The following is a 25,028-nucleotide window of genomic DNA, read 5'->3' as shown; positions in this document are numbered from 1 at the left end:
CGCATTTCAGCGCGGGATAAGAAAGGCTGCTTTTTCGGTTACCTGGGATGCCTCATCCCCTGTGGACCGGATCTCGAAGTGGATCGGGTGGGACCCGCTGGGTGCCGTATCGGGTGGCACCTGCACCCGCAGCACCGCAGACCGGACTTCCGTGGGCAACACTTCAATCTCGGCTTCCGACGCGATGGTGATGCCCTGCAACCCCGACACGCTGATCACGTAGCGCTGCGTGCTTTCGGTCGCGTTCATGACCTGCAGCCTGAACACGTTTTCGATGCGCCCCTGCTCCACCATGCGAGCCAGCACGCCGCGATCACGAATGACGTCGACCTTGAGGGGGGTGCGCAAGAAGAGGCTGATCATCACGGCGAGGGTGATGGTCAGCAGAATGCCGGAATACACCAGGACCCGTGGGCGCATCGCGCGGCGGATCATCTGCCGGGTGCTCCACCCTTGCGCCATGCCATTTTGCGTGGAGTATTTGATGAGGCCACGTGGATAGCCCACCTTGTCCATCACCTCATCGCAGACATCGATGCAAGCCCCGCAACCGATGCACTCGTATTGCAGGCCTTTTCGAATGTCGATCCCGGTGGGACAGACCTGCACACACAAGGTGCAATCCACACACGCACCCAGGCCCAGGGCTTTCGGGTCCGCCTTCTTGGAACGCGGTCCACGCGGCTCACCACGTTTCTCGTCGTAAGTGACGATCATCGTGTCCTTGTCGAACATCGCGCTCTGGAAGCGCGCATAGGGGCACATGTACTTGCAGACCTGTTCGCGCATGAAGCCGGCATTGCCATAGGTGGCAAACCCGTAGAAGAAGATCCAGAAGGTTTGCCAAGGGCCGAGGGACGCCGCCAGGGACAGCGAGGTCAGCTCACGAATCGGCGTGAAGTAGCCCACGAACGTGAAGCCGGTCCAAAGGGCAAACAAGATCCAGAGCGCATGCTTGATCCACTTCTTGCTGAACTTGGCGGCCGACAGGGGTGACTGGTCGAGCCGCATGCGCGCGGACCGGTCACCTTCGACCTTTTTCTCGATCCACAGGAATATCTCTGTGTAGACCGTCTGTGGACAGGCGTAGCCGCACCACAGGCGCCCTGCCACGGCCGTGAACAGGAACAGTGCCAGCGCCGAAATGACCAACAGCCCCGTGAGGTAGATGAAGTCCTGCGGGTAGAGCACCAGGCCGAAAATGTAAAAGCGGCGCGCTTCGAGATCGAAGAGCACCGCTTGACGCGCATTCCACTCCAGCCAGGGCAAGCCGTAAAACACGATCTGCGTGATCCAGACCGCAATCCACCGCCATTTGGAAAACAGACCAGCGACCGAGCGCGGGTAAATTTTCTGGCGAGAAGCGTACAGAGAAACCATCACCTCGTCGCCGGCAGCATCTCCTTGCGATGGTTCCGGGGTGATGGGAATGATCGGTTTGCTGCTGCTGACGTCTGGCGTGGCGGAAGTCACGAGGAACCCGTGGTTGGTGAAAGAAAAAAGGCTGCGCGGTCAAAGCGACCACACAGCCTCCTCGGTTGCCTTAATTGGCGGGCTTGTTCGACATGCCCCAGACGTAGGACGCGAGCACGTTGATCTGCGCTTCGTTCAGCAAGGCCGACTGCCCGGGCATCTGGTTGGTGAATCCATTGTTCACAGCGCGGATGATGGCTTCTTCACCCCAGCCATGCAGCCACGTACCATCGGTCAGGTTGGCAGCACCCACCGCCGCCATCCCTTTGCCATCCATGCCGTGGCAGGCCGCACAGGCAGCGAACTTTTCTTTGCCCTGGGAGGCTCGCACGGAGTCGTGCGGACTGCCAGACAGGCTCAGCACGTAGTTCGCCACGTTGCGCACGTCTTCAGCACTGCCCACGGCAGCAGCCATCGGGGGCATGACACCGATACGGCCCTGAGCAATCGTCTTTTTGATGGTCGCATGGTCACCACCGCCCAGCCAGTCACCGTCGGTCAGGTTGGGAAAGCCCTTGGCTCCACGGGCATCAGAACCATGGCACTGGGCACAGTAGTTCATGAACAGACGCTCACCAATGGCCATGGCTTGCGCATCGCCAGCGATCTGCTCCGGGGTCATGCCGTTGAATTTGGCGTATATCGGGGCGATGGCCGCCTCCACCTTTGCAACCTCGGAGGTGTGCTGCCCCTGCGAACTCCAGCCCAGTACACCCTGGAATTTGCCAAACATGGGATACAGCGCACCGTAGGCCAGCGCGAAGAGCACCGTGATGATGAACAGATAGACCCACCACCTGGGCAGCGGGTTGTTCATTTCCGCCAGATCGCCGTCCCAGACGTGACCGGTGGTGTTGTCGGCATGGGTGTTCGCCTTCGTGGTGCCACTGATCCAAAGCAGGATCAGGCAGGCGATGATGCTGACCAGTGTCAACCCGCCCACGTAGAGGTGCCAGAAATCACTTGTAAAGTCGCTCATGATGTTTCTCTTGTTGGTGCCGCGGTTTAGTCGTCAGTGAAGGGCAGTTGGGCTGCCTCGTCAAAGCTGGCCTGGTTGCGTTTGGACCAGGCCCATACCACGATGCCCACGAAGGTCAGCAAACTGACCACCGTGACGATGCTGCGCAGATCGTTGATGTCCATGGTGGGCCTTCCGCGGTTATTGCTTGGTACCAGTCGCCGCGACGGGCGCTGGCTCAACAGCCGGAGCGGTAGGCGCTGCAGCCTCGGCCGCCGGAGTCACATCAGCAGCAGCGGGTGCCGGAGCCGCCTCGGCAGCCGGGCGGCTGGCGCTGCGAGCGGTGCCCAGCACCTGCAGATAGGCGATCACGGCTTCCATCTGGGTCTTACCCTTCACAGCTTCGACCGACTGTGCGATCTCTTCGTCGGTGTAAGGCGCGCCGAGCGTACGCAGCACTTCCATGCGCTTGGGCATGACGTCCGCATTCACCGCTTTCTCGCCAAGGAATGCGTACGCGGGCATGTTCGATTCAGGCACCACATCGCGTGGGTTGGTCAGGTGGGTGCGATGCCATTCATCGCTGTAGCGGCCACCCACACGGTGCAGATCAGGACCCGTGCGCTTGGAACCCCACTGGAACGGACGGTCGTAAACAAATTCGCCAGCCACCGAGTAAGGGCCATAACGCAGCGTCTCGGCCTGGAACGGACGAATCATCTGCGAGTGGCAGTTGTAGCAACCTTCGCTCACATAGACATCACGACCGGCCAGCTGCAGTGCGCTGTAGGGCTTGAGGCCTTCGATCGGTGTGGTGGTGGACTTCTGGAAGAACAGGGGCACGATTTCAACCAGACCACCCACAGCCACCACGAGCGTGATCAACACGATCATGAGGAAGTTGTTGGTCTCGATCCGTCCGTGGCCTTCGACTTTTTCGTTGTTTGCCATGTTTCTACTCCTCAGGCGTGTGCGGGGTTGACGGCGAGGACGGGCACGTCCACGACACGGCCCTGACGCATCGTCATGATGACGTTCCAGAGCATGACCAGCATGCCGCTGAGGTACAGCACACCACCCAGCAGACGGATCACATAGAACGGGAAGGTGGCCTTCACCGACTCGACGAAGGTGTAGGTCAGGCTGCCGTCGGGGTTGACCGAGCGCCACATCAGACCTTGCATCACACCGGCAATCCACATGGCGGCGATGTACAGCACGATGCCAATGGTGGCCACCCAGAAGTGCAACTCAATGGCAGGCACCGAATACATCTTCTTCTGGCCAAACAGGCGCGGAATCAGGTAGTACAGCGACCCCATGGACACCAGCCCCACCCAACCCAGAGCGCCGGAGTGCACGTGCCCCACGGTCCAGTCGGTGTAGTGCGACAGCGCGTTGACGGTCTTGATCGACATCATCGGGCCTTCGAAGGTGGACATGCCGTAGAACGACAGGGACACGATCAGGAAGCGCAGGATGGGATCGTCACGCAGTTTGTGCCAGGCACCCGACAGCGTCATGATGCCGTTGATCATGCCGCCCCAGCTGGGAGCCAGCAGGATCAGGGAGAACACCATGCCAACGGACTGCGTCCAGTCGGGCAGCGCGGTGTAGTGCAGGTGGTGTGGGCCCGCCCACATGTAGGTGAAGATCAGCGCCCAGAAGTGGACGATGGACAGGCGGTAGGAGTAGACCGGACGCTCGGCCTGCTTGGGGATGAAGTAATACATCATGCCCAGGAAGGCGGCGGTCAGGAAGAAGCCCACCGCGTTGTGGCCGTACCACCATTGCACCATGGCATCCTGCACGCCGGCGTAGGCCGAGTAGGAGTGCGTGGCACCGGTCGGGATGGACAGGTTGTTGAAGATGTGCAACAGGGCGATGGTGATGATGTAGGCACCAAAGAACCAGTTGGCCACGTAGATGTGCTTGACCTTGCGGGTGCCAACCGTGCCGAAGAACACGATCGCATACGACACCCAGACCACAGTGATCAACAGGTCAATCGGCCAGATCAGTTCGGCGTATTCCTTGCCCTGAGTCAGCCCCAGGGGCAGCGACACGACGGCCGCCACGATCACCGCGTTCCAACCCCAGAACGTCAGCCAGGCCAGCTTGTTCGAGAACAAGGCGGTGTGGCAGGTTCGCTGCACCACGTAGTAGCTGGTCGCAAACAGCACCGACCCACCAAACGCAAAAATCACCGCGTTGGTGTGCAAGGGGCGAAGACGGCCGTAGGTCAGCCATTCAATGCCCATGTTCAACTCGGGCCAGGTCAACTGGGCCGCGATGATCACACCCACCAGCATGCCCACCACGCCGTAGATCACGGACATGATGGCAAACCCGCGGACCACACTGTCGTTGTAGACCGCCGGTTGGCTGGCCTTTCTTGTTACGGACATACAGAACTCCTCATAAATGTCGCTTGTTGGAGTGTCCTCACGGCACCCTCCATGCACCTTGACTTAAGTCAATCGCCCCGAAGAATGCGCTCGCCCTCACGTTCGATGTTGTCGAATTGCCCAGCCTGAAGTGCCCACCAAAATACCCCGATGATGGCGAACACGAGCAACACCGAAATGGGGATCAGCAAATACAGAACATCCATGATGAACACCTTTATCAATCGAACGCGGTGAATACCGCGCCTTTATGCGGATGAGCTCGCACCCACAGTGGTCGCTGGGACGCCCGCTGTGGCTTTGGACGCCAAGCGCAACGCGTTGACGATCACCAGCAACGAACTACCAGCCATGCCGAGTCCGGCCAGCCAGGGAGGCATCCAGCCCACGAGCGCCAAGGGCACGCTCACCAGGTTGTAGACCGCGGCCCAGACGAGGTTCTGCCGCACGATGCGCAGCGTGGACCGGGCCTGACGCAATGTCAAGACCACGCCCATGACCTCCCCGCCCTGGATCACATAGTCCGACTGGGCTTGAGCCAAAGGCGCAGCGTGACCTAGCGCAAACGAGGTATTGGCTCGCGCCAGCACCGGGCCGTCGTTGAGACCATCGCCCACCATCGCCAGCTTCATGCCTTGCCCCTGCAAGGCCACCACTTCGACCAGCTTCTGCTCGGGCGAGGCGCCAGCGATCACGTGATCCACCCCCACGGCCCGCCCCACCTGCATGGCTGCGCTCTCGCGGTCGCCGGAAAGCAGCCAGGTGCGCACACCCATGGCACGCAAAGCAGCGACCGCATCCTGGGCATCGGCGCGCAACCCCTCCTGCAACTCGAAAGTCGCCATCCAGCCCTGCTCGTCCGCCAGGAAGGCTCTGGGTGAATCGTCGGTCGAACGCTCGGCATGGCGCGCACCACAAAAAACCGCTGAACCCAGCCGCACCCAGGTACCACTGGGACGCCTTGCCTGCATGCCCTGCCCAGCAACCTCAGTCAGCTCCGTCAAGGACGGCACGTCTCCCGCTTGCTCCACCGAAACCGCCTGTGCTATCGCGCGCGATACCGGGTGCAGAGAACCCGCAGCCAGCGCTCCGGCCAATGCCAGCGCCTGTTCCCGCCCCACGCCCTCACGTGTGCGCACATCCACCAGCACCAGCCGGTCATGCGTCAGCGTGCCCGTCTTGTCGAACACCACGGCGTTGATCTGGGCCAAGGCCTCGAATGCCTGCAGCCGCCGCACGAGAATGCCGCGCCGCGCCAGCGCACCGGCCGAGCTGAGCATGGCGGCGGGCGTGGCCAACGAGAGCGCGCACGGGCAGGTGACGATGAGCACGGCCACAGCCACCCCGAGCGCCTTGGTGTGATCGATCTGCCACCAGTAGAAACCGGCCAATGCGGCAGCGAGCAACACCAAGACCAGAAACGGCGCCGCGATGCGGTCGGCCAGCACGGCCAGACGGGGCTTTTCGGTAGACGCCCGCTCCATCAGCGCCACGATCTGCGCGAACCGGGTGTCGCGCCCCAGCCGGGCAATCCGCACCAACACCGGACCACCCAGATTGAAGCTGCCTGCCACCACGCCCTGCCCCTGCGCCCGCGTGACCGGGCGCGACTCGCCCGTCAACAAGGCCTCGTCCACCGTGGCCGACTCGCTCAAGATGTCACCGTCGCCGGGGAAAGCCTGCCCTGCCTGCACACGCACCACGTCCCCGACGACCAGACGACGGAGCGACATGGTTTCAAAACCGCCTGCGGGTGTCTGTCGCTCACACACTTCGGGCAGGCGGTTCATCAGGCTGTCGAGCGCGCCAGCCGTGCGGTCGCGCGCCTTGAGTTCCAGGTAACGCCCACCCAGCAGGAAAAACACGAACATGGTCAGCGAGTCGAACCAGACCTCATGACCCCAGACGCCGGAAGGATCGAAGGTGGCCGCGGAACTGGCCAGAAAGGTCACGAGAATGCCGATCGACACCGGTGTGTCCATGCCGACCCTGCCTTGCCGCAGGTCGCGCCAGGCGCTGCTGAAAAAGGGACCACTGGCGAAAAACACCACCGGCAGACTCAGCACCCAACTGGCCCAGCGCAGCAACTGGTCTATGTCGGCAGGGATTTCGCCCGGCTCGGTGATGTACGCCGGCCATGCGTACATCATGACCTGCATGGCACAAAAGCCCGCCACGAACAAACGCCACAAGGCCTGACGCGTTTCACGCAGGCGCTCGCTGATGGACAGTGCCTGCTGCATCGGCAGCAGTCGGTACCCGGTCTGGCCCACCGCTCGGGCCAGGCTCGATACCGTGGTCCGGGAAGGATCCCAGCGCAGCGTGAGCCGCCGCGTGGCTGCATGCACCTGTGCCCACTCCACACCAGGCAGGTCCTGCAGCACGCACTCGACGGTGTCGGCACAGGCCGCGCAATACATGCCCTGCACCATCAACACCGATTCAGCGGTCGTTCGGCCCTCCACCTCGCTGAACTGCGTGAACTCCTGTTGCTCGACCGGATCGTCGAGCACGCCAAAGTCGTCGGTCACGGTGAGTGGCCCGCGATGGTCTCCCAGCCAACCTCGTGAACCAGACGCAAAGGGTTCTTCCTGAACGGCCTGGCCATCAGGATGCGGATCGGCGAGCAAAGACCCCACCGGCGGCGCGGTGGCGGCCTCGTTCATGCCCCGAGGGTAGTTCAAGTGGCATTCCTCACGCTTGATTTAAGTCAACCGAAACCGGTCGCTCTTTGCTAGTCTATGGCTGTTCCAACAATTGCCCGAGGAGATGCAGCATGTACAAACGAATTTTGATCGCGACAGACGGCTCAAAACTCTCCCAACAAGCCGTTGAGCACGGTATCAATCTGGCTGATCTGACGGGCGCAGAAGTGATCGCCCTCAAAGTGGTCCCGCGTTATCCGCAGACCTACTTTGAAGGGGGCGTGGCGCTCGCAGCGGCCGAAGTGGCCCGCATCGAAAAGCAGTGGCTGGACGAGGCCATGGAGGCCGTCAACGCGGTGAAGGCGGCCGGTCAGTTGCGCGAAGTGAAGGTCAAGCCGATCACGGTGAAGTCCGACCTGATTGCCGAGGCCATCATCGCCGCGGCCAAGCGCAACAAGTGCGACCTGATCGTGATGGCCTCACATGGTCGCCGGGGCCTCAAGCGGTTGTTGCTCGGCAGCGAGACCCAGCAGGTACTGACCCACTCGCACATTCCGGTGCTCGTCCTGAGATGACTCCCTTGCCAGGCCCACGGGGTGGGCCTGGCACCCAAGAATGCCATCGTTGCGGCGTGGCAAACCGCCTCCGCGCGCCCCTGTGCCTGGGACATGGCCTCCACCACTTGCCCCCTGGACCTCCCCCGTCGGTGGCGTGCGACCCTCAGCCCATGAACAGGGCCTTGTACCGTTCGCGCAGCAGGTTTTTCTGCACTTTTCCCATGGTGTTGCGTGGCAGTTCGTCCACCACGAAGCAGCGTTTGGGCACCTTGAAATTGGCCAGTTGCGCCTTGAGACTGGCGATGAGCTGCTCGGGATCCACCCGACTGCCGGGCCGAGCAATCACCACCGCCACCCCGACTTCACCGAAGTCCGGGTGTGGAACGCCGACCACCGCACTCTCGGCCACGCCAGGCAAGCCGTTGATGAAACCCTCGACTTCGGCCGGGTAGACGTTGTAGCCCCCGGAAATGATGAGGTCCTTGCTGCGCCCGACGATGGTCAGGTAACCCTGCGCATCCACGCGCCCCACATCGCCCGTTTTGAAGAAACCATCGGCCGTGAACTCTTCCGCGGTTTTTTCCGGCATGCGCCAATAGCCCTTGAACACATTGGGCCCGCGCACCTGGATCGCACCGGTCTCGCCCGCGGTCAATGCATGCTCTGCGTCGTCCACCACACGCAAGTCCACGCCTGGCAGCGCAAACCCCACCGTGCCGCCGCGCCGTTCGGCGAGCCCATCGTGGCGAAGATCGGCTTCGCAGGGGTTGGAAGTCAGCATGATGGTTTCGCTCATGCCATAGCGCTCCAGAATGGTGTGTCCGGTGCGCAGTTTCCAGGTGTCAAAGGTCTCGATCAGCAACGGCGCCGAGCCCGAAATGAACAAACGCATGTGCGCCGCCTGCTGCCGGGTCAGCCCCGGCTCGGCCAGCAGACGCACATACAGCGTGGGGACGCCCATGAACACGGTGGCGCGCGGCAACAACGACACCACGGTGGGGGCGTCAAAACGGTTGAGCCACAACATGGAGCTGCCGTTGATCAAGGCACCGTGCACCGCCACGAACAGGCCGTGCACATGAAAGATCGGCAGGGCGTGGATCAGCACGTCGTCCGCTCGCCAGCACCAATAGTCGCGCAGCACGAGCGCGTTGCTGAGCATGTTGCCGTGCGTGAGCATGGCTCCTTTGCTGCGACCCGTGGTCCCACTGGTGTAGATGATGACCGCCAGATCGTCGGCCGCACAGACGGCGGGCTGGTGCACGGTGCTGTGGTGGGCCGCGCGCTCCAGCAGGCTGCCGCCTCGCTCCTCGTCCAGGGTAAACACATGGCGCGTACCCGCCATGAAAGCGATCTTGGAGACCCAACCAAAATGGGCCGGACTGCACACCACCACCGCAGGCTCGGCGTTGCCAATGAAGTACTCGATCTCGGCACTTTGATAGGCGGTATTGAGCGGCAGAAAAACATACCCCGCACGCAGCGTGGCGAGGTACAGGATGAGCGCCTCGACCGATTTCTCGACCTGCACGGCGATGCGCGCACCGGCCGGCAGCTCCAGCGAGGCCAGCAGGTTGGCCACCATGGCCGTGGCATGGTCCAGGTCGCGCCACGAGTAGCGCAGCGCTGGTCCCGCGCCACCCGCTGTTTCAATGGCACAGGCATCCAGGTCGGTCGGAAACGCCGCGCGCAGCGCGGCAAAAAGATTGTGGTTGCGCATGAGAGTCGGTATCAGAACTGGGGCGGCCGTTTGGCCAGGAAGGCAGAGATGCCTTCGATGTGTTCGGCGCTGTCCGCATACCGGTAAGCACCCGCCAGCAGCGCGGCAGAAGAGTCAACGCCCTGCCCTCGCCCACCGAGCGCGCGCAGTGTCTGCTTGTTCAGGCGCGCAGCCTGCGGACTCAGCCGGATCATGCCGTCGATCAAAGTGCGTATTTCCGTGTCCAAGGTGTCCACGGGCAGCACCCGGTTGAGAAAACCACGGGCCTTCATCTCGGTTGCGGGCAACACGGCCGCGGCCAGCAGCATTTCGCGCGCGGTCAGCTCCCCGACCGCATGGGCCACCAACTGGGCTTCACGCGGCGCCATGGGGAAGCCCAGTTTCGCGATCGGCGCACCAAAGCGCGCGGATTCGCTGGCCACGCGCAGGTCGCAACAACTGGCGATCTCCAGGCCCGCCCCCATGCAGTTGCCAGCGATCTGCGCCACGACAGGCAGGTCGCAATCCAGCATGGCGCTCAACCCACCCCAGACGTCGTCCTCGTGAAACGCTCTGAGCGCCGCTTCGTCAAAGCGGAAATCCGGGTACTCCGAAATATCTCCGCCCGCGCAGAAATGCCCCTCGTGGCCTTGCACCAGCACGCAGCGCACGGTTTCACTGAGCGCCAGTTCTTCAAAGACCCGGCGCAGTTCGCGCCACATGGGCCGCGACATGGCGTTGAACTTGCCCGGGTGGCACAGCGTGACGTGGGCCAACCCGCCGTCGATCCGGCAATCGACCCGGCCAGAGGGACTCACAAGGACGCTCCTGCGCCCGCACCCCCACGCCGACCGAACCACCACCACATGAACGCACCTGCCAGAATCATGGGCACGCACAGCCATTGGCCCATGCTCATGCCCAGCGACAGCAAGCCGAGGTGGGCATCGGGCTCGCGGAAAAACTCGGCGATAAAACGGAACACCCCGTAGCCGAGCAAGAACACCGCCGACACCTGCCCGCGCGCGCGCTCCCTGCGCGCATAGAACCAAAGCAACACGAACAGCAGCAAACCTTCCAGCAGGAACTGGTAGACCTGCGAGGGGTGGCGCGGCAGATCGCCCGCGCCGCGGAACACCATGCCCCATGGCAGGGACGGGTCGGCCACACGACCCCAGAGCTCACCGTTGATGAAGTTGCCCAACCGCCCGGCGGCCAGGCCCGTGGGCACGCAGGGCGCCACGAAGTCCATCACCTGCATGAACGGCCGCTGGCGGCTGTGGGCGTACCAGACCATGGCCGCCATCACGCCCAGCAGCCCCCCATGAAAGCTCATGCCGCCCTGCCAGACCGCGAACACCTCCAGCGGATGCGCCAGGTAGTACGCGGGTTTGTAAAACAGGCAATACCCGATGCGCCCCCCGAGCACCACCCCCATCACACCCAGGAACAGGATGTCTTCGGTGTCGCGCCGGGTCCAGGGCGAGGGCTGGCGCACGGAGGCAAAGGGCTCGTGGCGCAACCGCGCATTGGCCAAGAGCATGAACAGGCCGAAGGCCGCGAGGTAGGTCAGTCCGTACCAGTGGATGGCCAGCGGCCCCAGCTGCAGAGCGACCGGATCGATTTGAGGATGGATCAACATGGTCAGCGATTGTGCACGCAAGCCCTATCGACCCGACCCCGCGTGCCTCAGTCGCCGAGCAGCGAGAGGTCGCGCACGGCGCCCTTGTCGGCCGACATGGCGAGCAAGGCATAGGCCTTGAGCGCTGCAGACACCTTGCGCTTGCGGGGCAATGCGGGTTTCCAGCCCCTGGCGTCCTGTTCGCTGCGGCGCTGTGCCAGCTCATCGTCGGACACCAGCACGTTGATGCTGCGGTTGGGAATGTCGATGCGGATGCGATCGCCGTTGCGCACCAGGCCGATAGCGCCACCGGCCGCCGCTTCCGGAGAGCAGTGGCCGATCGACAGGCCCGAGGTGCCACCAGAGAAGCGGCCATCGGTCAGCAACGCGCAAGCCTTGCCCAGGCCCTTGGACTTGATGTACGAGGTCGGGTAGAGCATTTCCTGCATGCCCGGGCCGCCCTTGGGGCCTTCGTAGCGCACGATCACCACGTCGCCGGCTTTGACCTTGTCGTCCAGGATGTTGGCGACCGCCTCGTCCTGAGACTCGGTCACGTGGGCCGTGCCCTCAAACACCAGCAGCGCGTCGTCCACACCGGCGGTTTTCACCACGCAGCCATTGAGCGCGATGTTGCCCACCAGAACGGCCAGCCCGCCTTCTTGCGAGAAGGCATGCGCCCCCGAACGGATGCAACCTTCGGCGCGGTCGGTGTCCAGACTGGGCCAGCGCGTGGACTGGCTGAACGCCACCTGGCTGGGCACACCGGCCGGACCGGCCCGGTAAAAGATCTGCACCTCGGCGCTCGGGTTGCGCGCGATGTCCCACTGGTCCAGCGCGTCCTTCATGGTCCGGGCGTGCACCGTGGGCACATCGGTGTGCAGCTTACCGGCGCGATCCAGTTCACCCAGGATGGCCATGATGCCGCCCGCGCGGTGCACGTCTTCGATGTGGTACTTGTTGGTGTTCGGTGCCACCTTGCACAGCTGCGGCACGACGCGCGAGAGGCGGTCGATGTCCTTCATGGTGAAATCGATTTCGGCTTCCTGGGCGATCGCCAGCAGGTGCAGGATGGTGTTGGTCGAACCACCCATCGCGATGTCCAGCGTGATGGCGTTCTCGAAGGCCTTGAAACCCATGGAACGCGGCAGCACGGATGCATCGTCCTGCTCGTAATAGCGGCGGCAGAGTTCAACCGCCAGGCGACCGGCACGTTTGAAAAGCTGCTCGCGGTCGGCGTGGGTCGCCACCACCGTGCCGTTGCCCGGCAGCGAGAGTCCCAGCGCCTCGGTCAGGCAGTTCATGGAATTGGCGGTGAACATGCCGGAGCAGGAACCGCAGGTCGGGCAGGCGGAGCGCTCCACCTCGGCCAGGTCGGCATCCGACACCTTGACGTCGGCGGCCATCACCATGGCATCGATCAGATCGAGCTTCTTGATCTCGATGCTGCCCGCCAGGCGGGTCTTGCCCGCTTCCATCGGACCGCCCGAGACGAACACCACGGGAATGTTCAGGCGCATCGCGGCCATCAGCATCCCCGGAGTGATCTTGTCGCAGTTGGAAATGCAGACCAGCGCATCGGCGCAGTGCGCGTTGACCATGTACTCGACCGAGTCGGCAATGATGTCGCGGCTGGGCAGCGAATACAGCATGCCGTCGTGCCCCATGGCGATGCCGTCGTCCACCGCGATGGTGTTGAACTCCTTGGCCACGCCCCCGGCGGCCTCGATCTCACGCGCCACGAGCTGGCCCAGGTCCTTCAGGTGCACGTGGCCGGGCACGAACTGGGTGAAGGAATTGGCGATGGCGATGATGGGCTTGTCGAAGTCGCCGTCCTTCATGCCGGTGGCACGCCACAGCGAGCGGGCGCCCGCCATGTTGCGGCCGGCGGTGGAGGTCTTGGAACGGTATGCGGGCATGGTGGTTTTTCGTCTGGGGGAATTCGGGGACAGGAAAAATCGCGTCTTCGATTATCTCCCACGGGCCAGGGGTGATTGCCCCGTGGGCTATAAGCGAAGCTTGCCCAGCCGACGCCCCGCAACGGCCCGGCGCGGCCGAACCAGCCCACCCACGGAGACACCCCATGGCCGACAACACGCCCATCCCCATCCTTCCGATCAACCGCCGCAGTGCGCACATCACCCAGGGCAAGTCGCGCGCGCCCAACCGGTCCATGTACTACGCCATGGGCTACGAGGAAGGCGACTTCGTCAAACCCATGGTCGGTGTGGCCAACGGCCACAGCACGATCACACCCTGCAACTCGGGCCTGCAGAAGCTGGCCGATGCGGCCATCGCGGGCATCGAAGAGGCCGGCGGCAACGCACAGGTGTTTGGCACTCCCACCATTTCCGATGGCATGGCCATGGGCACAGAAGGCATGAAGTATTCGCTGGTGTCGCGCGAGGTCATCTCCGACTGCGTGGAGACCTGCGTGCAGGGCCAGTGGATGGACGGCGTGGTGGTCATCGGTGGCTGCGACAAGAACATGCCGGGCGGTCTGATGGGCATGCTGCGCGCCAACGTGCCCGCGATCTATGTGTATGGCGGCACCATCCTGCCAGGCCGCTACAAGGACCAGGACCTCAACATCGTGAGCGTGTTCGAAGCCGTGGGCCAGAACGCCGCCGGCAGGCTCAGCGACCACGACCTGCACGAGATCGAGCAGCGCGCCATCCCGGGGACCGGCTCGTGCGGCGGCATGTACACCGCCAACACCATGTCATCGGCCTTCGAGGCGCTGGGCATTTCGCTGCCCTACTCCAGCACCATGGCCAACCCCCACGACGAAAAGACGAACTCGGCCAGGGAATCGGCCAGGGTGCTGATCGAAGCCATCCGACAAGACATCAAGCCCCGCGACATCGTCACGCGCAAGAGCATTGAGAACGCGGTCGCCGTGATCATGGCCACAGGCGGGTCCACCAACGCGGTGCTGCACTTTCTGGCCATTGCGCATGCGGCCGAGGTGGAGTGGACCATCGACGACTTCGAGCGCGTGCGCCAGAAGATTCCCGTGCTCTGCGACCTCAAACCCAGCGGCCAATACCTCGCGGTCGACCTGCACAAGGCCGGCGGCATTCCTCAGGTCATGAAAATGCTGCTCAACGCCGGCCTGCTGCACGGCGACTGCCTCACCATCACGGGCCAGACCATTGCCGAGGCGCTCAAGGACGTGCCCGATACCCCGCGCGCCGACCAGGACGTGATCCGGCCGCTCGATCGGCCGTTGTACGAACACGGCCACCTGGCCATCCTCAAAGGCAATCTGTCACCCGAAGGCTGCGTGGCCAAGATCACCGGCCTGAAGAATCCGGTCATGACCGGCCCTGCCCGCGTGTTCGACGACGAGCAGTCTGCGCTCAAAGCCATCCTGGACGGCCACATCGTGGCCGGTGACGTGATGGTGTTGCGCTACCTCGGCCCTAAGGGTGGACCCGGCATGCCCGAGATGCTGGCGCCCACGGGCGCCCTGATCGGCGCCGGACTGGGCGAGAGCGTTGGCCTGATCACCGATGGGCGTTTCTCCGGCGGCACCTGGGGCATGGTGGTGGGCCATGTGGCGCCTGAGGCGGCGGTCGGCGGCACGATCGGACTGGTGCAGGAAGGCGACCGCATCACGATCGACGCGCACCGCTTGCTGCTGGAACTCCATGTGCCCGACGCCGAGATCGCGAAACGACGTGCGGCGTGGACGGCTCCCGCGCCGCGCTACACCCGAGGCGTGCAGGCCAAATTTGCCTTCAACGCGTCCAGCGCCAGCCAGGGGGCTGTGCTGGACAACTATTGACCGGAGTGAAGTCAGACCAGACCGGCTGCAGGGCCTGCCCCAGGCACCGACCGCCTACCGCGAGCGCCTCTTGGACTTGAGGCCCAGGGCCTCGCGCTGTTTCTCGATCCGGTCCTGTTTCTTCTTGTCCATCTTCTCCATCTGCTTGCGCTTGGTGTAGCCCGTGGCATCGGCCCAGGCCCACCAGGCCATGGCCATGAGAAAAGGCGACAACACCCACCACCACGACGAATCGGCGACCAGACCGATCCGCATATAGTTCCAAATGGTCAAGGCAACGCCCGCAATCAGGAGAAACATCACACCCTCCGGTAAAGGGCTGATAAAGCCCGGCAAGAAACTGTAAGCCTGCGCTTCACGAAAATCCGAATCGGTAGAATCGGGACCGTGACATTTTCATTTTTCACCCACGAGGATAACTCCATGAAACGCGCTCTTCTGATTATGGCCGCCATGGCCGCCATCTCCGCTCCGGCCATGGCCGACGAAGCCCTCGCCAAAAGCAAGAACTGCATGGCCTGCCATGCGGTGGACAAGAAACTGGTGGGCCCGGCCTACAAGGACGTCGCCAAGAAATACGCTGGCGATGCCAAGGCGGCGGACATGCTCGCCGCCAAGATCGTCAAGGGTGGCTCGGGTGTCTGGGGCGCCATCCCTATGCCCGCCAACACGCAGGTCAACCCGGCCGAGGCCAAGAAGCTGGCCACCTGGGTGCTGAGCCTGAAATAAGCGACGGGCCATTGACCCAATAAAAAACCCGCTGATGTTCAGCGGGTTTTTTATTGGCCGGGCACGGCGACATGCCCTGCACCGGAATCAATTGTTTTCCGACAACTGATCGAGGATGGCCGGATTCTCCAGCGTGGAGGTGTCCTGGGTAATGGCCTCGCCCTTGGCGATGGAACGCAACAGGCGACGCATGATCTTGCCCGAACGGGTCTTGGGCAGGTTGTCACCAAACCGGATGTCCTTGGGCTTGGCGATCGGACCGATTTCCTTGCCCACCCAGTCGCGCAGCACCTTGGCAATGGCCTTGGCCTCGTCACCCGTCGGACGCGAACGCTTGAGCACCACGAAAGCCACAATGGCTTCGCCCGTCAGATCGTCCGGACGCCCCACCACGGCCGCTTCGGCCACCAGGTCGGTCTTGCCCACCAGCGCCGACTCGATCTCCATCGTGCCCATGCGGTGGCCCGAGACGTTGAGCACGTCGTCGATGCGGCCGGTGATGCGGAAGTAGCCACGGTCGGCACTGCGCACCGCACCGTCGCCGGCCAGGTAGTAGCCCTTGAGTTCCTCGGGGAAATAGCTCTTCTTGAAACGCTCCGGGTCGCCCCAGATGGTGCGGATCATCGAAGGCCAAGGCTTCTTGACCACAAGGATGCCGCCCGCCCCGTTGGGCACGTCCATGCCGGCTTCGTCAACGATGGCGGTGGTGATGCCCGGCAGTGGCAATGTGCACGAGCCCGGCACCAGCGGCGTGGCGCCCGGCAGCGGGGAGATCATGTGGCCACCGGTTTCGGTCTGCCAGAAGGTGTCCACGATGGGGCAGCGCTCGCCGCCCACGTGTTTGTAGTACCACATCCAGGCTTCGGGGTTGATCGGTTCGCCGACCGAGCCCAGGATGCGCAGGCTGCTCAGATCGGAGCGGGCCGGGTGCACTTTTTCATCGCCCTCGGCGGCCTTGATCAGCGAGCGGATGGCGGTGGGAGCGGTGTAGAAGATCGTGCACTTGTGGCGCTCGATCATCTGCCAGAAGCGACCCGCATTCGGGTAGGTCGGCACACCTTCGAACACGATCTGCGTGGCACCCGCAGCCAGCGGGCCGTAGGCCACATAGGTATGACCGGTGATCCAGCCGATGTCGGCGGTGCACCAGAAGATGTCCTTGTCCTGCAGGTCGAAGGTCCACTGCATGGTCAGGCTGGCCCACAGCAGGTAACCGCCCGTGCTGTGCTGCACGCCCTTGGGCTTGCCGGTGGAGCCGGAGGTGTAGAGCACGAACAGCGGGTGCTCGGCACCCACCATTTCGGCCGGGCAGTCGGTGGACTGGCCGGCCATCACGTCGTGCATGAAGCTGTCGCGGCCAGCCACCATGTTCACCGCCGTGGGCGTGCGCTGGAACACGATCACGTCCTTGATGCATTCGCAGCCACCCATGGCGATGCCTTCGTCCACGATCGCCTTGAGCGGCAGTTCCTTGCCGCCACGCAGTTGGTAGTTGGCGGTGATCACAGCCACAGCGCCCGCGTCCTGGATGCGCTCCTGCAGCGCCTTGGCCGAGAAGCCACCGAACACCACGCTGTGGGTTGCACCGATGCGTGCGCAAGCCTGCATGGCGACCACACCCTCAATGGTCATGGGCATGTAGATGACCACACGGTCACCTTTTTTCACGCCACGGGCCTTCAAGGCATTCGCAAATTGCGACACTTTGCCCAGCAGTTCCTTGTAGGTCACCTTGGTCACTTCGCCACCATCGGCTTCGAAGATGATGGCGGTCTTGTTCTCCACCGGGGTGCCCATGTGGCGATCCAGGCAGTTGTAGGAGGCATTGAGTTCACCGTCTTCAAACCACTTGAAGAACGGCGCATTCGATTCGTCCAGCGTCTTGGTGAATGGCTTGTGCCAGGTGAGCGTTTCGCGAGCACGCCGGGCCCAGAAACCTTCGAAGTCGTTTTCCGCCTCGGCGCACAGCGCGTTGTAGGCATCCATACCCGAGATCCGGGCGGCCTTGACAGTCGCCTCCGTGGGCTCAAAAACACGGTTCTCGACCAGGGTGGATTCAATGGACGTCGAAGGTGTGGACATGGGCAGTCTCCTCAGGTGTAGTGGGAAAGGTTGACTCTTTGAATGTGCGCAAAGGCTCTTACGAGCCACTTACATAGACACGAGCGGCGGGCCGGCTCCCCCGGGGAAGCCGGCAGCGCCAACGCCCGCAAGCGCCGATGCGTCACAGACCTACAATCTTCCTCGCATACATTGTGCCTGCCCGCATTCCCCCTGCATTTGTACCCTCCATGACCGACCCCGTCAAAACGCCCCGCACGCTCCAGGCCCTGCCCAACCTGATCTTTGCCAGCCGCTGGCTGCAATTGCCGCTCTACCTGGGCCTGATCCTGGCCCAGGGCATCTATGTGTTCCATTTCTGGGTCGAACTGGTCCATTTGATCGAGGCCGCTTTCGGCAACAAGGACGCGTTGGCCGCGCTGGTCAAGAGCATTGGCTACAAGGAGTCGTTCGACATCACCACCCTCAACGAAACCATCATCATGCTGGTGGTGCTCGCCTTGATCGACGTGGTCATGATCTCCAACCTGCTGATCATGGTGATCGTGGGTGGCTACGAGACCTTCGTGAGCCGCATGAACCTGGAGAGCCACCCGGACCAGCCCGAGTGGCTGAGCCACGTGAACGCCTCGGTACTCAAGGTCAAGCTGGCCACGGCCATCATCGGCATCAGCTCGATCCACCTGCTCAAGACCTTCATCAACGCCGCCAACTACGATCTGAAGGTCTTGATGTGGCAGACCATCATCCACGTGGTGTTCCTGCTCAGTGCCATGGCGATTGCGATGACCGATCGGCTGATGGCCCGTCCGGCGACCGACGACCACTGATCGTTCACAACCGGGACAACGCAACAAGCGGCCGGGTGGCCGCTTGTTGCGTTCTGACACACAGACGGCATCAACGACCGGTCATCTCGCCGGGCACCACCCACTGATCGAACTGTTCGGCGCTCACATGACCGGATGCCAGCGCCGCTTCGCGCAACGTCGTCCCGTCCCGGTGCGCTTTCTTCGCGATCTCGGCGGCCCGGTCGTAGCCGATGTGCGGATTGAGCGCGGTCACCAGCATCAAGGACTGTTCCACCAGTTCGCCGATGCGCTCGATGTTCGGCGCGATGCCGAGTGCGCAATGGCCGTTGAAACTGGCCATGCCATCGGCCAGCAGGCGCACGCTCTGCAGGAAGTTGTGCGCCACCATGGGGCGGAACACATTGAGTTCGAAGTTGCCCGAGGCGCCGCCCATGTTGATGGCCACGTCGTTGCCCATCACCTGGCAACACAACATGGTGAGCGCTTCGCACTGCGTGGGGTTGACCTTGCCCGGCATGATGGACGAGCCGGGTTCGTTTTCGGGAATCGACAGCTCTCCCAGCCCGCTGCGAGGGCCGCTGGCGAGCCAGCGCACGTCGTTGGAGATCTTCATCAGACTCGCGGCCAACCCCTTGAGCGCGCCGTGTGCGTGCACCAGCGCGTCGCAACTGGCCAGCGCCTCGAACTTGTTGGGTGCCGTGACCAGCGGCAAACCGGTGTCCCGGGCCAGCTCGGCCGCCACCGCCACGTCGAACCCCACAGGCGCGTTCAAACCGGTCCCCACAGCCGTGCCACCCAGGGCCAGTTCGCACAGGTGCGGCAGCGCGGCCCGGATGTGCTGCTCGGCATGCGCCAGCTGGGCCGCCCAGCCGGACACCTCCTGCCCCAGGGTGAGCGGTGTGGCGTCCTGCAAATGGGTGCGCCCGATCTTCACGATGCCATCGAACAATACGGCTTTCGCGGCCAGGGTGTCGTGCAAGCCACCCAGCGCGGGCAGCAGCGCCCGCACCAGCCCGTCCACCGCCGCCAGGTGCATCGCGGTGGGAAACACATCGTTGGACGACTGGCTGCGGTTGACGTCGTCGTTCGGGTGCACCAGCCGCCGCTGGCCACGCTTGCCACCCAACAACTCGCTGGCGCGATTGGCCAGCACCTCGTTGGCGTTCATGTTGGTCTGCGTGCCTGAGCCGGTCTGCCAGATCACCAACGGGAACTCGGCATCCCACCGCCCGTCAATCACCTCGCCGGCCGCGGCCTCGATGGCTTTCGCCTTGTCGGGCGCCAGGCCGGCCAGGCCCTGGTTCACCACGGCACAGGCCCGCTTGACCCGGACCAGCGCATGGATCAATTCAGGCGGCATCCGCTCGCCCGAAATGTCGAAATGCTCCAGAGAACGCTGCGTCTGCGCCCCCCACAGTCGCTCCGCCGGAACGGCAATGGAGCCCATGGTGTCGTGCTCGGTGCGGGTGTCCATGCGTGCCTCCTGGTGTCAGCCGGCGACAGGGTTCAACCTGTCAAAATAAGGGGTTGCGCTCACCGTAGCAGACATTGCGCCGCCCAGCCACTGCGGCACCCTTTCTCCACGTCAACCTCAAGCCCACGCCATGACCACGAGCATCCGTCAGAACGACCTGATCGAATCCGTCGCAGCCGCCCTGCAGTACATCAGCTACTACCACCCGGCCGACTACATCGCCCACCTGGCCCGTGCCTACGAACGCGAGCAGAGCGCAGCCGCCAAGGACGCGATCGCGCAGATCCTGACCAACAGCAAGATGAGCGCCACCGGGCACCGCCCGATCTGCCAGGACACCGGCATCGTCAACGTCTTCCTGAAAGTCGGCATGGACGTGCGCTGGGAAGGTTTTTCCGGCAGCCTGGACGACGCCATCAACGAAGGCGTGCGCCGCGGCTACAACCACCCCGACAACACGCTGCGCGCCAGCGTCGTGGCCGACCCGCAGTTCGACCGCAAGAACACCAAGGACAACACGCCCGCCGTGATCTTCACCGAGATCGTGCCGGGCAACACGGTGGAAGTCACCGTCGCGGCCAAGGGCGGTGGCTCGGAGAACAAATCCAAGATGGTCATGCTCAACCCGGGCGACAACGTGGTCGACTGGGTGCTCAAGACCGTGCCGACCATGGGCGCCGGCTGGTGCCCGCCGGGCATGCTGGGCATCGGCATCGGCGGCACCGCAGAGAAGGCCGTGCTGATGGCCAAGGAAAGCCTGATGGACGACCTGGACATGTACGAGCTGCAGGCCAAGGCCGCCAAGGGCGAGCAACTCAGCAAGGTCGAAGAGATGCGTCTGGAGTTGTTTGACAAGGTCAATGCGTTGGGCATCGGCGCGCAAGGCCTGGGCGGCCTGACCACCGTGCTCGACGTCAAGATCAAGATGTACCCCACGCACGCGGCCAGCAAGCCGGTGGCCATGATCCCCAACTGCGCGGCCACGCGCCACGCCCACTTCGTGCTCGATGGCAGCGGCCCGGTCTACATCGACCCGCCCAGCCTGGACCTGTGGCCCAACGTGGACTGGACGCCCGATACCCAGAAAAGCCAGCGCGTGGACCTCAACACGCTGACCCCGGCCGAGGTGGCCAGCTGGAAACCCGGCCAGACCCTGCTGCTCAACGGCAAGATGCTCACCGGCCGTGACGCCGCCCACAAACGCATCCAGGACATGCTGGCCAAGGGCGAACCGCTGCCGGTGGACTTCACCAACCGCGTCATCTACTACGTCGGCCCGGTCGATCCTGTCAAGGGCGAAGCGGTCGGCCCGGCCGGCCCCACCACCGCCACCCGCATGGACGGTTTCACCGAGATGATGCTGGCGCAAACCGGCCTGATCGCCATGGTTGGCAAGGCCGAGCGCGGCCCGGTCGCCATCGAGGCCATCAAGAAGCACCAGTCGGCCTACCTCATGGCCGTGGGCGGCGCCGCCTACCTGGTCTCCAAGGCCATCAAGACCGCGAAGGTCGTGGGCTTCGCCGACCTGGGCATGGAAGCCATTTACGAATTCGACGTGGTCGACATGCCGGTCACCGTGGCCGTGGACGCGGGCGGCACCAGCGCCCACATCACCGGCCCGGCCGAGTGGAGCAAGCGCATCGCCTCGGGCGAATTCAAGGGCATCGCGGTGGCCGCCGCTTGAAGACCATCGGTGTCTTTGACAGCGGGGTGGGCGGCCTGAGCGTGCTGCGCGCCCTGCTGGCCGAAATGCCGGACGCGCATTTCGTCTACCTGGCCGACGGGTCACACGCCCCCTATGGCGAACGCAGTGCCCAGCAGGTCGCAGAGCGCGCCCAGCGCATCACCGCCCGACTGCGCAAGGACCATGCGGTCGATGCCCTGGTGGTGGCCTGCAACACGGCCACCGCCCTGGCCATCGAATCCCTGCGTCGGCAACACCCCGACTGGCCCATCGTCGGCGTGGAACCCGCTCTGAAGCCCGCTGCCGCCCTCAGCCGGACCGGGCACATCGGCGTGCTCGCCACGCGCGGCACGGTCGAAAGTGAGCGCTTTGCACGGCTGCGCGCCAGGGTCGAGTCCGAATCCGGCCGCCCGCTGCACTTCAATGGCCAAGCCTGCGATGGCCTCGCCGACGCGATCGAGCGAGGCGACGAACCCGCAACCAGGATCTTGTGTGCGCGCTACCTGGACGCCTTGCGCGCCAACGCCAACACCCCGGAGCCGATGGACACCCTGGTACTGGGCTGCACGCACTACCCGTTCGCAGCCGACATCCTGCAGGCGCTGGCGGGACCCGCCGTGCGCCTGGTTGAAACCGGCGCTCCAGTCGCACGCCGCACGCGCGCTGTGCTGGGATTGCCCGAGGCCACTCGCTCGGAGACCGGTACACCGCAGATCACACTGTTGTCCACCGGCGACCCGGCACCGCTGGCGCAAGCCGCGGCGCGCTGGCTCGGGACATCCGTTCGCGCCGCTCACATGGACGTCTGAACGGGCGCACGACGCGATGGTGATGCAAGGTCAGGCGTTCGCCAGGCCAGGACCCGACAACACTGCACGGCGACCCCGCTCCATGTTCACCGGCAACAGCAAAACCAGCCCCAGCAAAAACAGCAGCGCCGTGAACCCGATGGCCAGCCGCTGATTGCCCCCGGTGGCCCAGGTGATCGCGCCATAGCTCAAGGGCCCGATGATGCTGGCCAGCCGGGTAGCAAAGGTCCACAAACCATAGAACTCGGCCAATTGTCTGGGCGGTGCCAGCATGCCGGCCATCGCCCGGCCCGACGACTGGCTCGAACCCATGCACAGCCCGGCGATGGCGGCGGCGTACCAGAAACCGCCCTTGGTGGTGGTGAGGGCAGCGATGATGCACGTGGCCATCCAACCCACCAGTGTGATCCCCAAGGCCAGCTTGTGGCCCAGCCGGTCCTGCCAGTAGCCGAACGCAAAAGCGCCCAGCGCAGCGGCAATGTTGAGCACGAAGATCAGCACCATGGTTTCTTGCTGCACGAAGCCGATCACCTGCTCCGCGTAGATCGCAGCGAGCGCGATCGTCACCGCCACACCGCCCTGATAGGCCACGGCACAACCCAGCAGCCACATGAAATCGCGGTAGTTGCGGGCACGGCGCAAGGTGTCTCCCAACTGCCGCAGCGAAGCTTTGACGCCCGAAACACCACCCTCCCCACCCGTGGACTGCGCACGCTCGCGCAACAGGCCCAGCGTGAACACCGACGCCACCGCAAAGATGCCAGCCGTGATCAGCATGGTGACCGGGACAAACTGGCTCGCCGGCTGCCCGTGGGCTTGCGCCCAAATCACATAGACCAGACTCAACCCCAATGCCAGCATGCCGCCCAGATAGCCAAAACTCCAGCCCCAGCCGCTGACCCTGCCCATCGCCGCCGGGCGTGCCAACTCGGGCAGAAATGCCGCGATCAGCGACTCTCCCCAGGCAAAGAACACGTTGGAAACCATGACAAGCAGCATGCCCAGCACCACCGCGCCGGGACCGACCAGGGCCAGCGCCGCCGTGGCCAGCACGCAGCCCACCGTCGAGAGCATCAGCAACCGTTTTTTGGCGGCATGCCGGTCGGCCCACGCCCCCAGAGCGGGGATTGTGAACATGACCACCACGTGCGATGCGCTCAAGGCCAGGGTCCAGGCGAACGTGGCCCAATCTGCCCCCCCGGCCACAGAACCCACGAAGTAGGCCGCGAAGACCGCCGTGAGCACCACGGTGGTGTAGCCGGAATTGGCGAAGTCGTACATCGCCCAGCCAAACACCTCGCGCTTGCGCACGCCCGGGTTCAGGGATTCGGAAGAAAACAGGGCCATCGCCGCCGCTCCGGTCAGATGGCGGTCGGCGACCGCCCTATTGCGCAGTCTAGTCGCGGTGCGTGAAGAACCGCACCGGGTTCACCATCAGTGCAAATGGCGGGGCTTGCGCGGGCCGCCATGGCCGGAGGAGCCACCGTGACCCCTTGGTGGTTTGCCCAATTGCATGGAGTTGACCAGGGCATCGAAACGCTCGGTGAACAGCTTGTCGATGGCACCGACCACGTCCGCGAGCTCAGCCGCATCAAAATGACGCTCCATGACATGGATCACGTCCTGCACCAGCAGGTCCCGCTGCACCTGCATGATGGCCGCCGGCGTGGGGCCTACAAAACACATCATGAAATCGTCGCGCGCCTCTTCTTCAGAGGAATCATCTTCCTCGTCGAACTCGGCATCGTAGAACGACACCTCGAGCGGTGCACCCGCCGAGGCAATTTCATTGAGCCCCATGCAGGCCTCTTCGATCACCTGACGAAAGTCCTCGTCACCTGGAACCGTCCAGCACATCTGCAACACATGGGTTGCGGCGTCGAAGCGGATGCCCGGTTCGTCTTCGTAGGTGCTCTCCGCAGCGGCCGCCAGCGAGCGAGCGCCCGCGTATTGCCACAGAGGTTTGAGCGCCTCCTGGATCTGGCCGAACTCGACATCCTCACGCAGGGGCACATCCCCATGCACATGGATTTCGAACGGCGCGTTGTATCGGGTCATGGAAACTCACTGTACCGGCGAAACCGGAAAAATCCTAGGGCCTGGTGCCTCGAACCGGGGTCGAACCGGTACGCCCCCTCACGGGAAAGCGGCGGATTTTAAGTCCGCTGTGTCTACCAATTTCACCATCGAGGCGACCTTTGATTGTCGCAGGTTCGACAGAGCCCCCCTTGGTGCGGCCACTGGCCACGCAACACCCAAAAGAGCACAAAGAAATGAAAAAAGGGAAGCCAGGGCTTCCCTTTTTCGAATC

At 63.7% G+C, this 25,028-nt stretch carries 22 protein-coding genes and 1 tRNA gene; 6 read left to right on the top strand and 17 right to left on the bottom strand.

Going from position 1 to position 25,028, the window contains the following annotated elements:
- Positions 1-6: 6 nt before the first annotated feature.
- From ccoG to AC07YZ_RS09345, 7 genes are all read right to left on the bottom strand, one after another.
- Complete coding sequence (gene ccoG / locus AC07YZ_RS09375) at positions 7-1,473, bottom strand: cytochrome c oxidase accessory protein CcoG (RefSeq protein WP_494794542.1); 1,467 nt, start codon at positions 1,471-1,473, stop codon at positions 7-9.
- Positions 1,474-1,543: 70 nt separating this feature from the next.
- A complete protein-coding gene (gene ccoP, locus AC07YZ_RS09370; RefSeq protein ID WP_494794541.1) occupies positions 1,544-2,452 on the bottom strand; it encodes a cytochrome-c oxidase, cbb3-type subunit III in 909 nt (302 codons plus the stop codon).
- Positions 2,453-2,478: 26 nt separating this feature from the next.
- The gene (locus AC07YZ_RS09365) at positions 2,479-2,616 is read right to left on the bottom strand and encodes a cbb3-type cytochrome oxidase subunit 3 (protein ID WP_226493444.1); all 138 of its coding nucleotides are present in this window, start codon (positions 2,614-2,616) and stop codon (positions 2,479-2,481) included.
- A 16-nt stretch (positions 2,617-2,632) separates the two neighbouring features.
- Complete coding sequence (gene ccoO, locus AC07YZ_RS09360) at positions 2,633-3,382, bottom strand: cytochrome-c oxidase, cbb3-type subunit II (protein ID WP_494794540.1); 750 nt, start codon at positions 3,380-3,382, stop codon at positions 2,633-2,635.
- 11 nt (positions 3,383-3,393) lie between these two features.
- Positions 3,394-4,839 carry a cytochrome-c oxidase, cbb3-type subunit I gene (ccoN, locus tag AC07YZ_RS09355; RefSeq protein ID WP_226493446.1) on the bottom strand — a complete coding sequence of 482 codons (1,446 nt, stop codon included), beginning with the start codon at positions 4,837-4,839 and terminating at the stop codon, positions 3,394-3,396.
- A gap of 68 nt (positions 4,840-4,907) precedes the next feature.
- Positions 4,908-5,045 (bottom strand): cbb3-type cytochrome oxidase assembly protein CcoS, encoded by a 138-nt coding sequence (gene ccoS / locus AC07YZ_RS09350; RefSeq protein ID WP_226493447.1) that lies wholly within the window; start codon positions 5,043-5,045, stop codon positions 4,908-4,910.
- Between the two features lie 42 nt (positions 5,046-5,087).
- On the bottom strand, positions 5,088-7,523 hold the full coding sequence (locus tag AC07YZ_RS09345; RefSeq protein WP_494794539.1) for a heavy metal translocating P-type ATPase: 2,436 nt from the start codon (positions 7,521-7,523) through the stop codon (positions 5,088-5,090).
- Positions 7,524-7,615: 92 nt separating this feature from the next.
- Between AC07YZ_RS09345 and AC07YZ_RS09340 the strand changes: the two genes are divergently transcribed.
- Positions 7,616-8,059, top strand: coding sequence for a universal stress protein (locus AC07YZ_RS09340; protein WP_226493449.1), 444 nt, complete (start codon positions 7,616-7,618; stop codon positions 8,057-8,059).
- Positions 8,060-8,204: 145 nt separating this feature from the next.
- Here the strand turns inward: AC07YZ_RS09340 and AC07YZ_RS09335 are convergent, their stop codons facing one another.
- From AC07YZ_RS09335 to ilvD (AC07YZ_RS09320), 4 genes are read right to left on the bottom strand one after another with little or no spacing between them, the layout of a single operon-like run.
- The gene (locus tag AC07YZ_RS09335; RefSeq protein WP_494794538.1) at positions 8,205-9,761 is read right to left on the bottom strand and encodes a malonate--CoA ligase; all 1,557 of its coding nucleotides are present in this window, start codon (positions 9,759-9,761) and stop codon (positions 8,205-8,207) included.
- An 11-nt stretch (positions 9,762-9,772) separates the two neighbouring features.
- Positions 9,773-10,558: an enoyl-CoA hydratase/isomerase family protein gene (locus tag AC07YZ_RS09330; protein WP_494794537.1), complete on the bottom strand. Its 786-nt coding sequence runs from the start codon at positions 10,556-10,558 to the stop codon at positions 9,773-9,775.
- Entirely contained in the window at positions 10,555-11,382 is an 828-nt protein-coding gene (gene lgt / locus AC07YZ_RS09325) for a prolipoprotein diacylglyceryl transferase (RefSeq protein ID WP_226493452.1), read from the bottom strand. Before lgt ends, AC07YZ_RS09330 begins: the two co-directional genes overlap by 4 nt.
- Positions 11,383-11,429: 47 nt before the next feature.
- Positions 11,430-13,277 (bottom strand): dihydroxy-acid dehydratase, encoded by a 1,848-nt coding sequence (gene ilvD / locus AC07YZ_RS09320; protein ID WP_494794536.1) that lies wholly within the window; start codon positions 13,275-13,277, stop codon positions 11,430-11,432.
- Between the two features lie 164 nt (positions 13,278-13,441).
- Between ilvD (AC07YZ_RS09320) and ilvD (AC07YZ_RS09315) the strand changes: the two genes are divergently transcribed.
- Positions 13,442-15,148 (top strand): dihydroxy-acid dehydratase, encoded by a 1,707-nt coding sequence (gene ilvD, locus AC07YZ_RS09315; protein ID WP_494794535.1) that lies wholly within the window; start codon positions 13,442-13,444, stop codon positions 15,146-15,148.
- A 54-nt stretch (positions 15,149-15,202) separates the two neighbouring features.
- Here ilvD (AC07YZ_RS09315) and AC07YZ_RS09310 read toward each other — a convergent pair whose 3' ends face one another.
- On the bottom strand, positions 15,203-15,448 hold the full coding sequence (locus AC07YZ_RS09310) for a TIGR04438 family Trp-rich protein (RefSeq protein ID WP_226493455.1): 246 nt from the start codon (positions 15,446-15,448) through the stop codon (positions 15,203-15,205).
- A 123-nt stretch (positions 15,449-15,571) separates the two neighbouring features.
- Between AC07YZ_RS09310 and AC07YZ_RS09305 the strand changes: the two genes are divergently transcribed.
- Positions 15,572-15,877: a c-type cytochrome gene (locus AC07YZ_RS09305; RefSeq protein WP_068175565.1), complete on the top strand. Its 306-nt coding sequence runs from the start codon at positions 15,572-15,574 to the stop codon at positions 15,875-15,877.
- Between the two features lie 87 nt (positions 15,878-15,964).
- Here AC07YZ_RS09305 and acs read toward each other — a convergent pair whose 3' ends face one another.
- Positions 15,965-17,959 carry an acetate--CoA ligase gene (gene acs, locus AC07YZ_RS09300; RefSeq protein WP_494794534.1) on the bottom strand — a complete coding sequence of 665 codons (1,995 nt, stop codon included), beginning with the start codon at positions 17,957-17,959 and terminating at the stop codon, positions 15,965-15,967.
- A 209-nt stretch (positions 17,960-18,168) separates the two neighbouring features.
- On the opposite strand from acs, the gene AC07YZ_RS09295 reads away from it, so the two are divergent.
- Complete coding sequence (locus tag AC07YZ_RS09295) at positions 18,169-18,768, top strand: YqhA family protein (RefSeq protein WP_226493457.1); 600 nt, start codon at positions 18,169-18,171, stop codon at positions 18,766-18,768.
- 70 nt (positions 18,769-18,838) lie between these two features.
- On the opposite strand, the gene fumC is transcribed toward AC07YZ_RS09295, so the two are convergent.
- Positions 18,839-20,224 carry a class II fumarate hydratase gene (gene fumC, locus AC07YZ_RS09290; protein WP_494794533.1) on the bottom strand — a complete coding sequence of 462 codons (1,386 nt, stop codon included), beginning with the start codon at positions 20,222-20,224 and terminating at the stop codon, positions 18,839-18,841.
- Positions 20,225-20,354: 130 nt separating this feature from the next.
- Between fumC and AC07YZ_RS09285 the strand changes: the two genes are divergently transcribed.
- Both AC07YZ_RS09285 and murI read left to right on the top strand, forming a co-directional pair.
- Complete coding sequence (locus tag AC07YZ_RS09285; protein WP_226493459.1) at positions 20,355-21,908, top strand: fumarate hydratase; 1,554 nt, start codon at positions 20,355-20,357, stop codon at positions 21,906-21,908.
- Positions 21,905-22,717 carry a glutamate racemase gene (murI, locus tag AC07YZ_RS09280; RefSeq protein ID WP_226493460.1) on the top strand — a complete coding sequence of 271 codons (813 nt, stop codon included), beginning with the start codon at positions 21,905-21,907 and terminating at the stop codon, positions 22,715-22,717. The genes AC07YZ_RS09285 and murI overlap by 4 nt, the downstream gene beginning before the upstream one ends.
- A gap of 30 nt (positions 22,718-22,747) precedes the next feature.
- Here murI and AC07YZ_RS09275 read toward each other — a convergent pair whose 3' ends face one another.
- The 3 genes from AC07YZ_RS09275 to AC07YZ_RS09265 all read right to left on the bottom strand — a co-directional run bounded on the left by AC07YZ_RS09275 (position 22,748) and on the right by AC07YZ_RS09265 (position 24,910).
- Positions 22,748-24,064 carry an MFS transporter gene (locus AC07YZ_RS09275; RefSeq protein WP_494794532.1) on the bottom strand — a complete coding sequence of 439 codons (1,317 nt, stop codon included), beginning with the start codon at positions 24,062-24,064 and terminating at the stop codon, positions 22,748-22,750.
- Between the two features lie 87 nt (positions 24,065-24,151).
- Positions 24,152-24,775, bottom strand: coding sequence for a DUF6806 family protein (locus tag AC07YZ_RS09270; RefSeq protein WP_226493462.1), 624 nt, complete (start codon positions 24,773-24,775; stop codon positions 24,152-24,154).
- 42 nt (positions 24,776-24,817) lie between these two features.
- Positions 24,818-24,910: transfer RNA gene (locus AC07YZ_RS09265), tRNA-Leu, on the bottom strand.
- Positions 24,911-25,028 lie beyond the last annotated feature (118 nt).

The organism is Hydrogenophaga sp. GW101-3F08, from assembly GCF_059424585.1.
This window is presented reverse-complemented; position numbering and strand designations above follow the sequence as displayed.

Excerpts from the sequence above, each read along its gene's own strand:
- ccoP (WP_494794541.1), bottom strand. The coding sequence starts at position 2,452 with ATGAGCGACTTTACAAGTGATTTCTGGCACCTCTACGTGGGCGGGTTG.
- AC07YZ_RS09365 (WP_226493444.1), bottom strand. The coding sequence starts at position 2,616 with ATGGACATCAACGATCTGCGCAGCATCGTCACGGTGGTCAGTTTGCTG.
- ccoO (WP_494794540.1), bottom strand. The coding sequence starts at position 3,382 with ATGGCAAACAACGAAAAAGTCGAAGGCCACGGACGGATCGAGACCAAC.
- ccoN (WP_226493446.1), bottom strand. The coding sequence starts at position 4,839 with ATGTCCGTAACAAGAAAGGCCAGCCAACCGGCGGTCTACAACGACAGT.
- ccoS (WP_226493447.1), bottom strand. The coding sequence starts at position 5,045 with ATGGATGTTCTGTATTTGCTGATCCCCATTTCGGTGTTGCTCGTGTTC.
- AC07YZ_RS09340 (WP_226493449.1), top strand. The coding sequence starts at position 7,616 with ATGTACAAACGAATTTTGATCGCGACAGACGGCTCAAAACTCTCCCAA.
- AC07YZ_RS09335 (WP_494794538.1), bottom strand. The coding sequence starts at position 9,761 with ATGCGCAACCACAATCTTTTTGCCGCGCTGCGCGCGGCGTTTCCGACC.
- lgt (WP_226493452.1), bottom strand. The coding sequence starts at position 11,382 with ATGTTGATCCATCCTCAAATCGATCCGGTCGCTCTGCAGCTGGGGCCG.
- ilvD (WP_494794536.1), bottom strand. The coding sequence starts at position 13,277 with ATGCCCGCATACCGTTCCAAGACCTCCACCGCCGGCCGCAACATGGCG.
- ilvD (WP_494794535.1), top strand. The coding sequence starts at position 13,442 with ATGGCCGACAACACGCCCATCCCCATCCTTCCGATCAACCGCCGCAGT.
- AC07YZ_RS09310 (WP_226493455.1), bottom strand. The coding sequence starts at position 15,448 with ATGTTTCTCCTGATTGCGGGCGTTGCCTTGACCATTTGGAACTATATG.
- AC07YZ_RS09305 (WP_068175565.1), top strand. The coding sequence starts at position 15,572 with ATGAAACGCGCTCTTCTGATTATGGCCGCCATGGCCGCCATCTCCGCT.
- acs (WP_494794534.1), bottom strand. The coding sequence starts at position 17,959 with ATGTCCACACCTTCGACGTCCATTGAATCCACCCTGGTCGAGAACCGT.
- AC07YZ_RS09295 (WP_226493457.1), top strand. The coding sequence starts at position 18,169 with ATGACCGACCCCGTCAAAACGCCCCGCACGCTCCAGGCCCTGCCCAAC.
- fumC (WP_494794533.1), bottom strand. The coding sequence starts at position 20,224 with ATGGACACCCGCACCGAGCACGACACCATGGGCTCCATTGCCGTTCCG.
- AC07YZ_RS09285 (WP_226493459.1), top strand. The coding sequence starts at position 20,355 with ATGACCACGAGCATCCGTCAGAACGACCTGATCGAATCCGTCGCAGCC.
- AC07YZ_RS09275 (WP_494794532.1), bottom strand. The coding sequence starts at position 24,064 with ATGGCCCTGTTTTCTTCCGAATCCCTGAACCCGGGCGTGCGCAAGCGC.
- AC07YZ_RS09270 (WP_226493462.1), bottom strand. The coding sequence starts at position 24,775 with ATGACCCGATACAACGCGCCGTTCGAAATCCATGTGCATGGGGATGTG.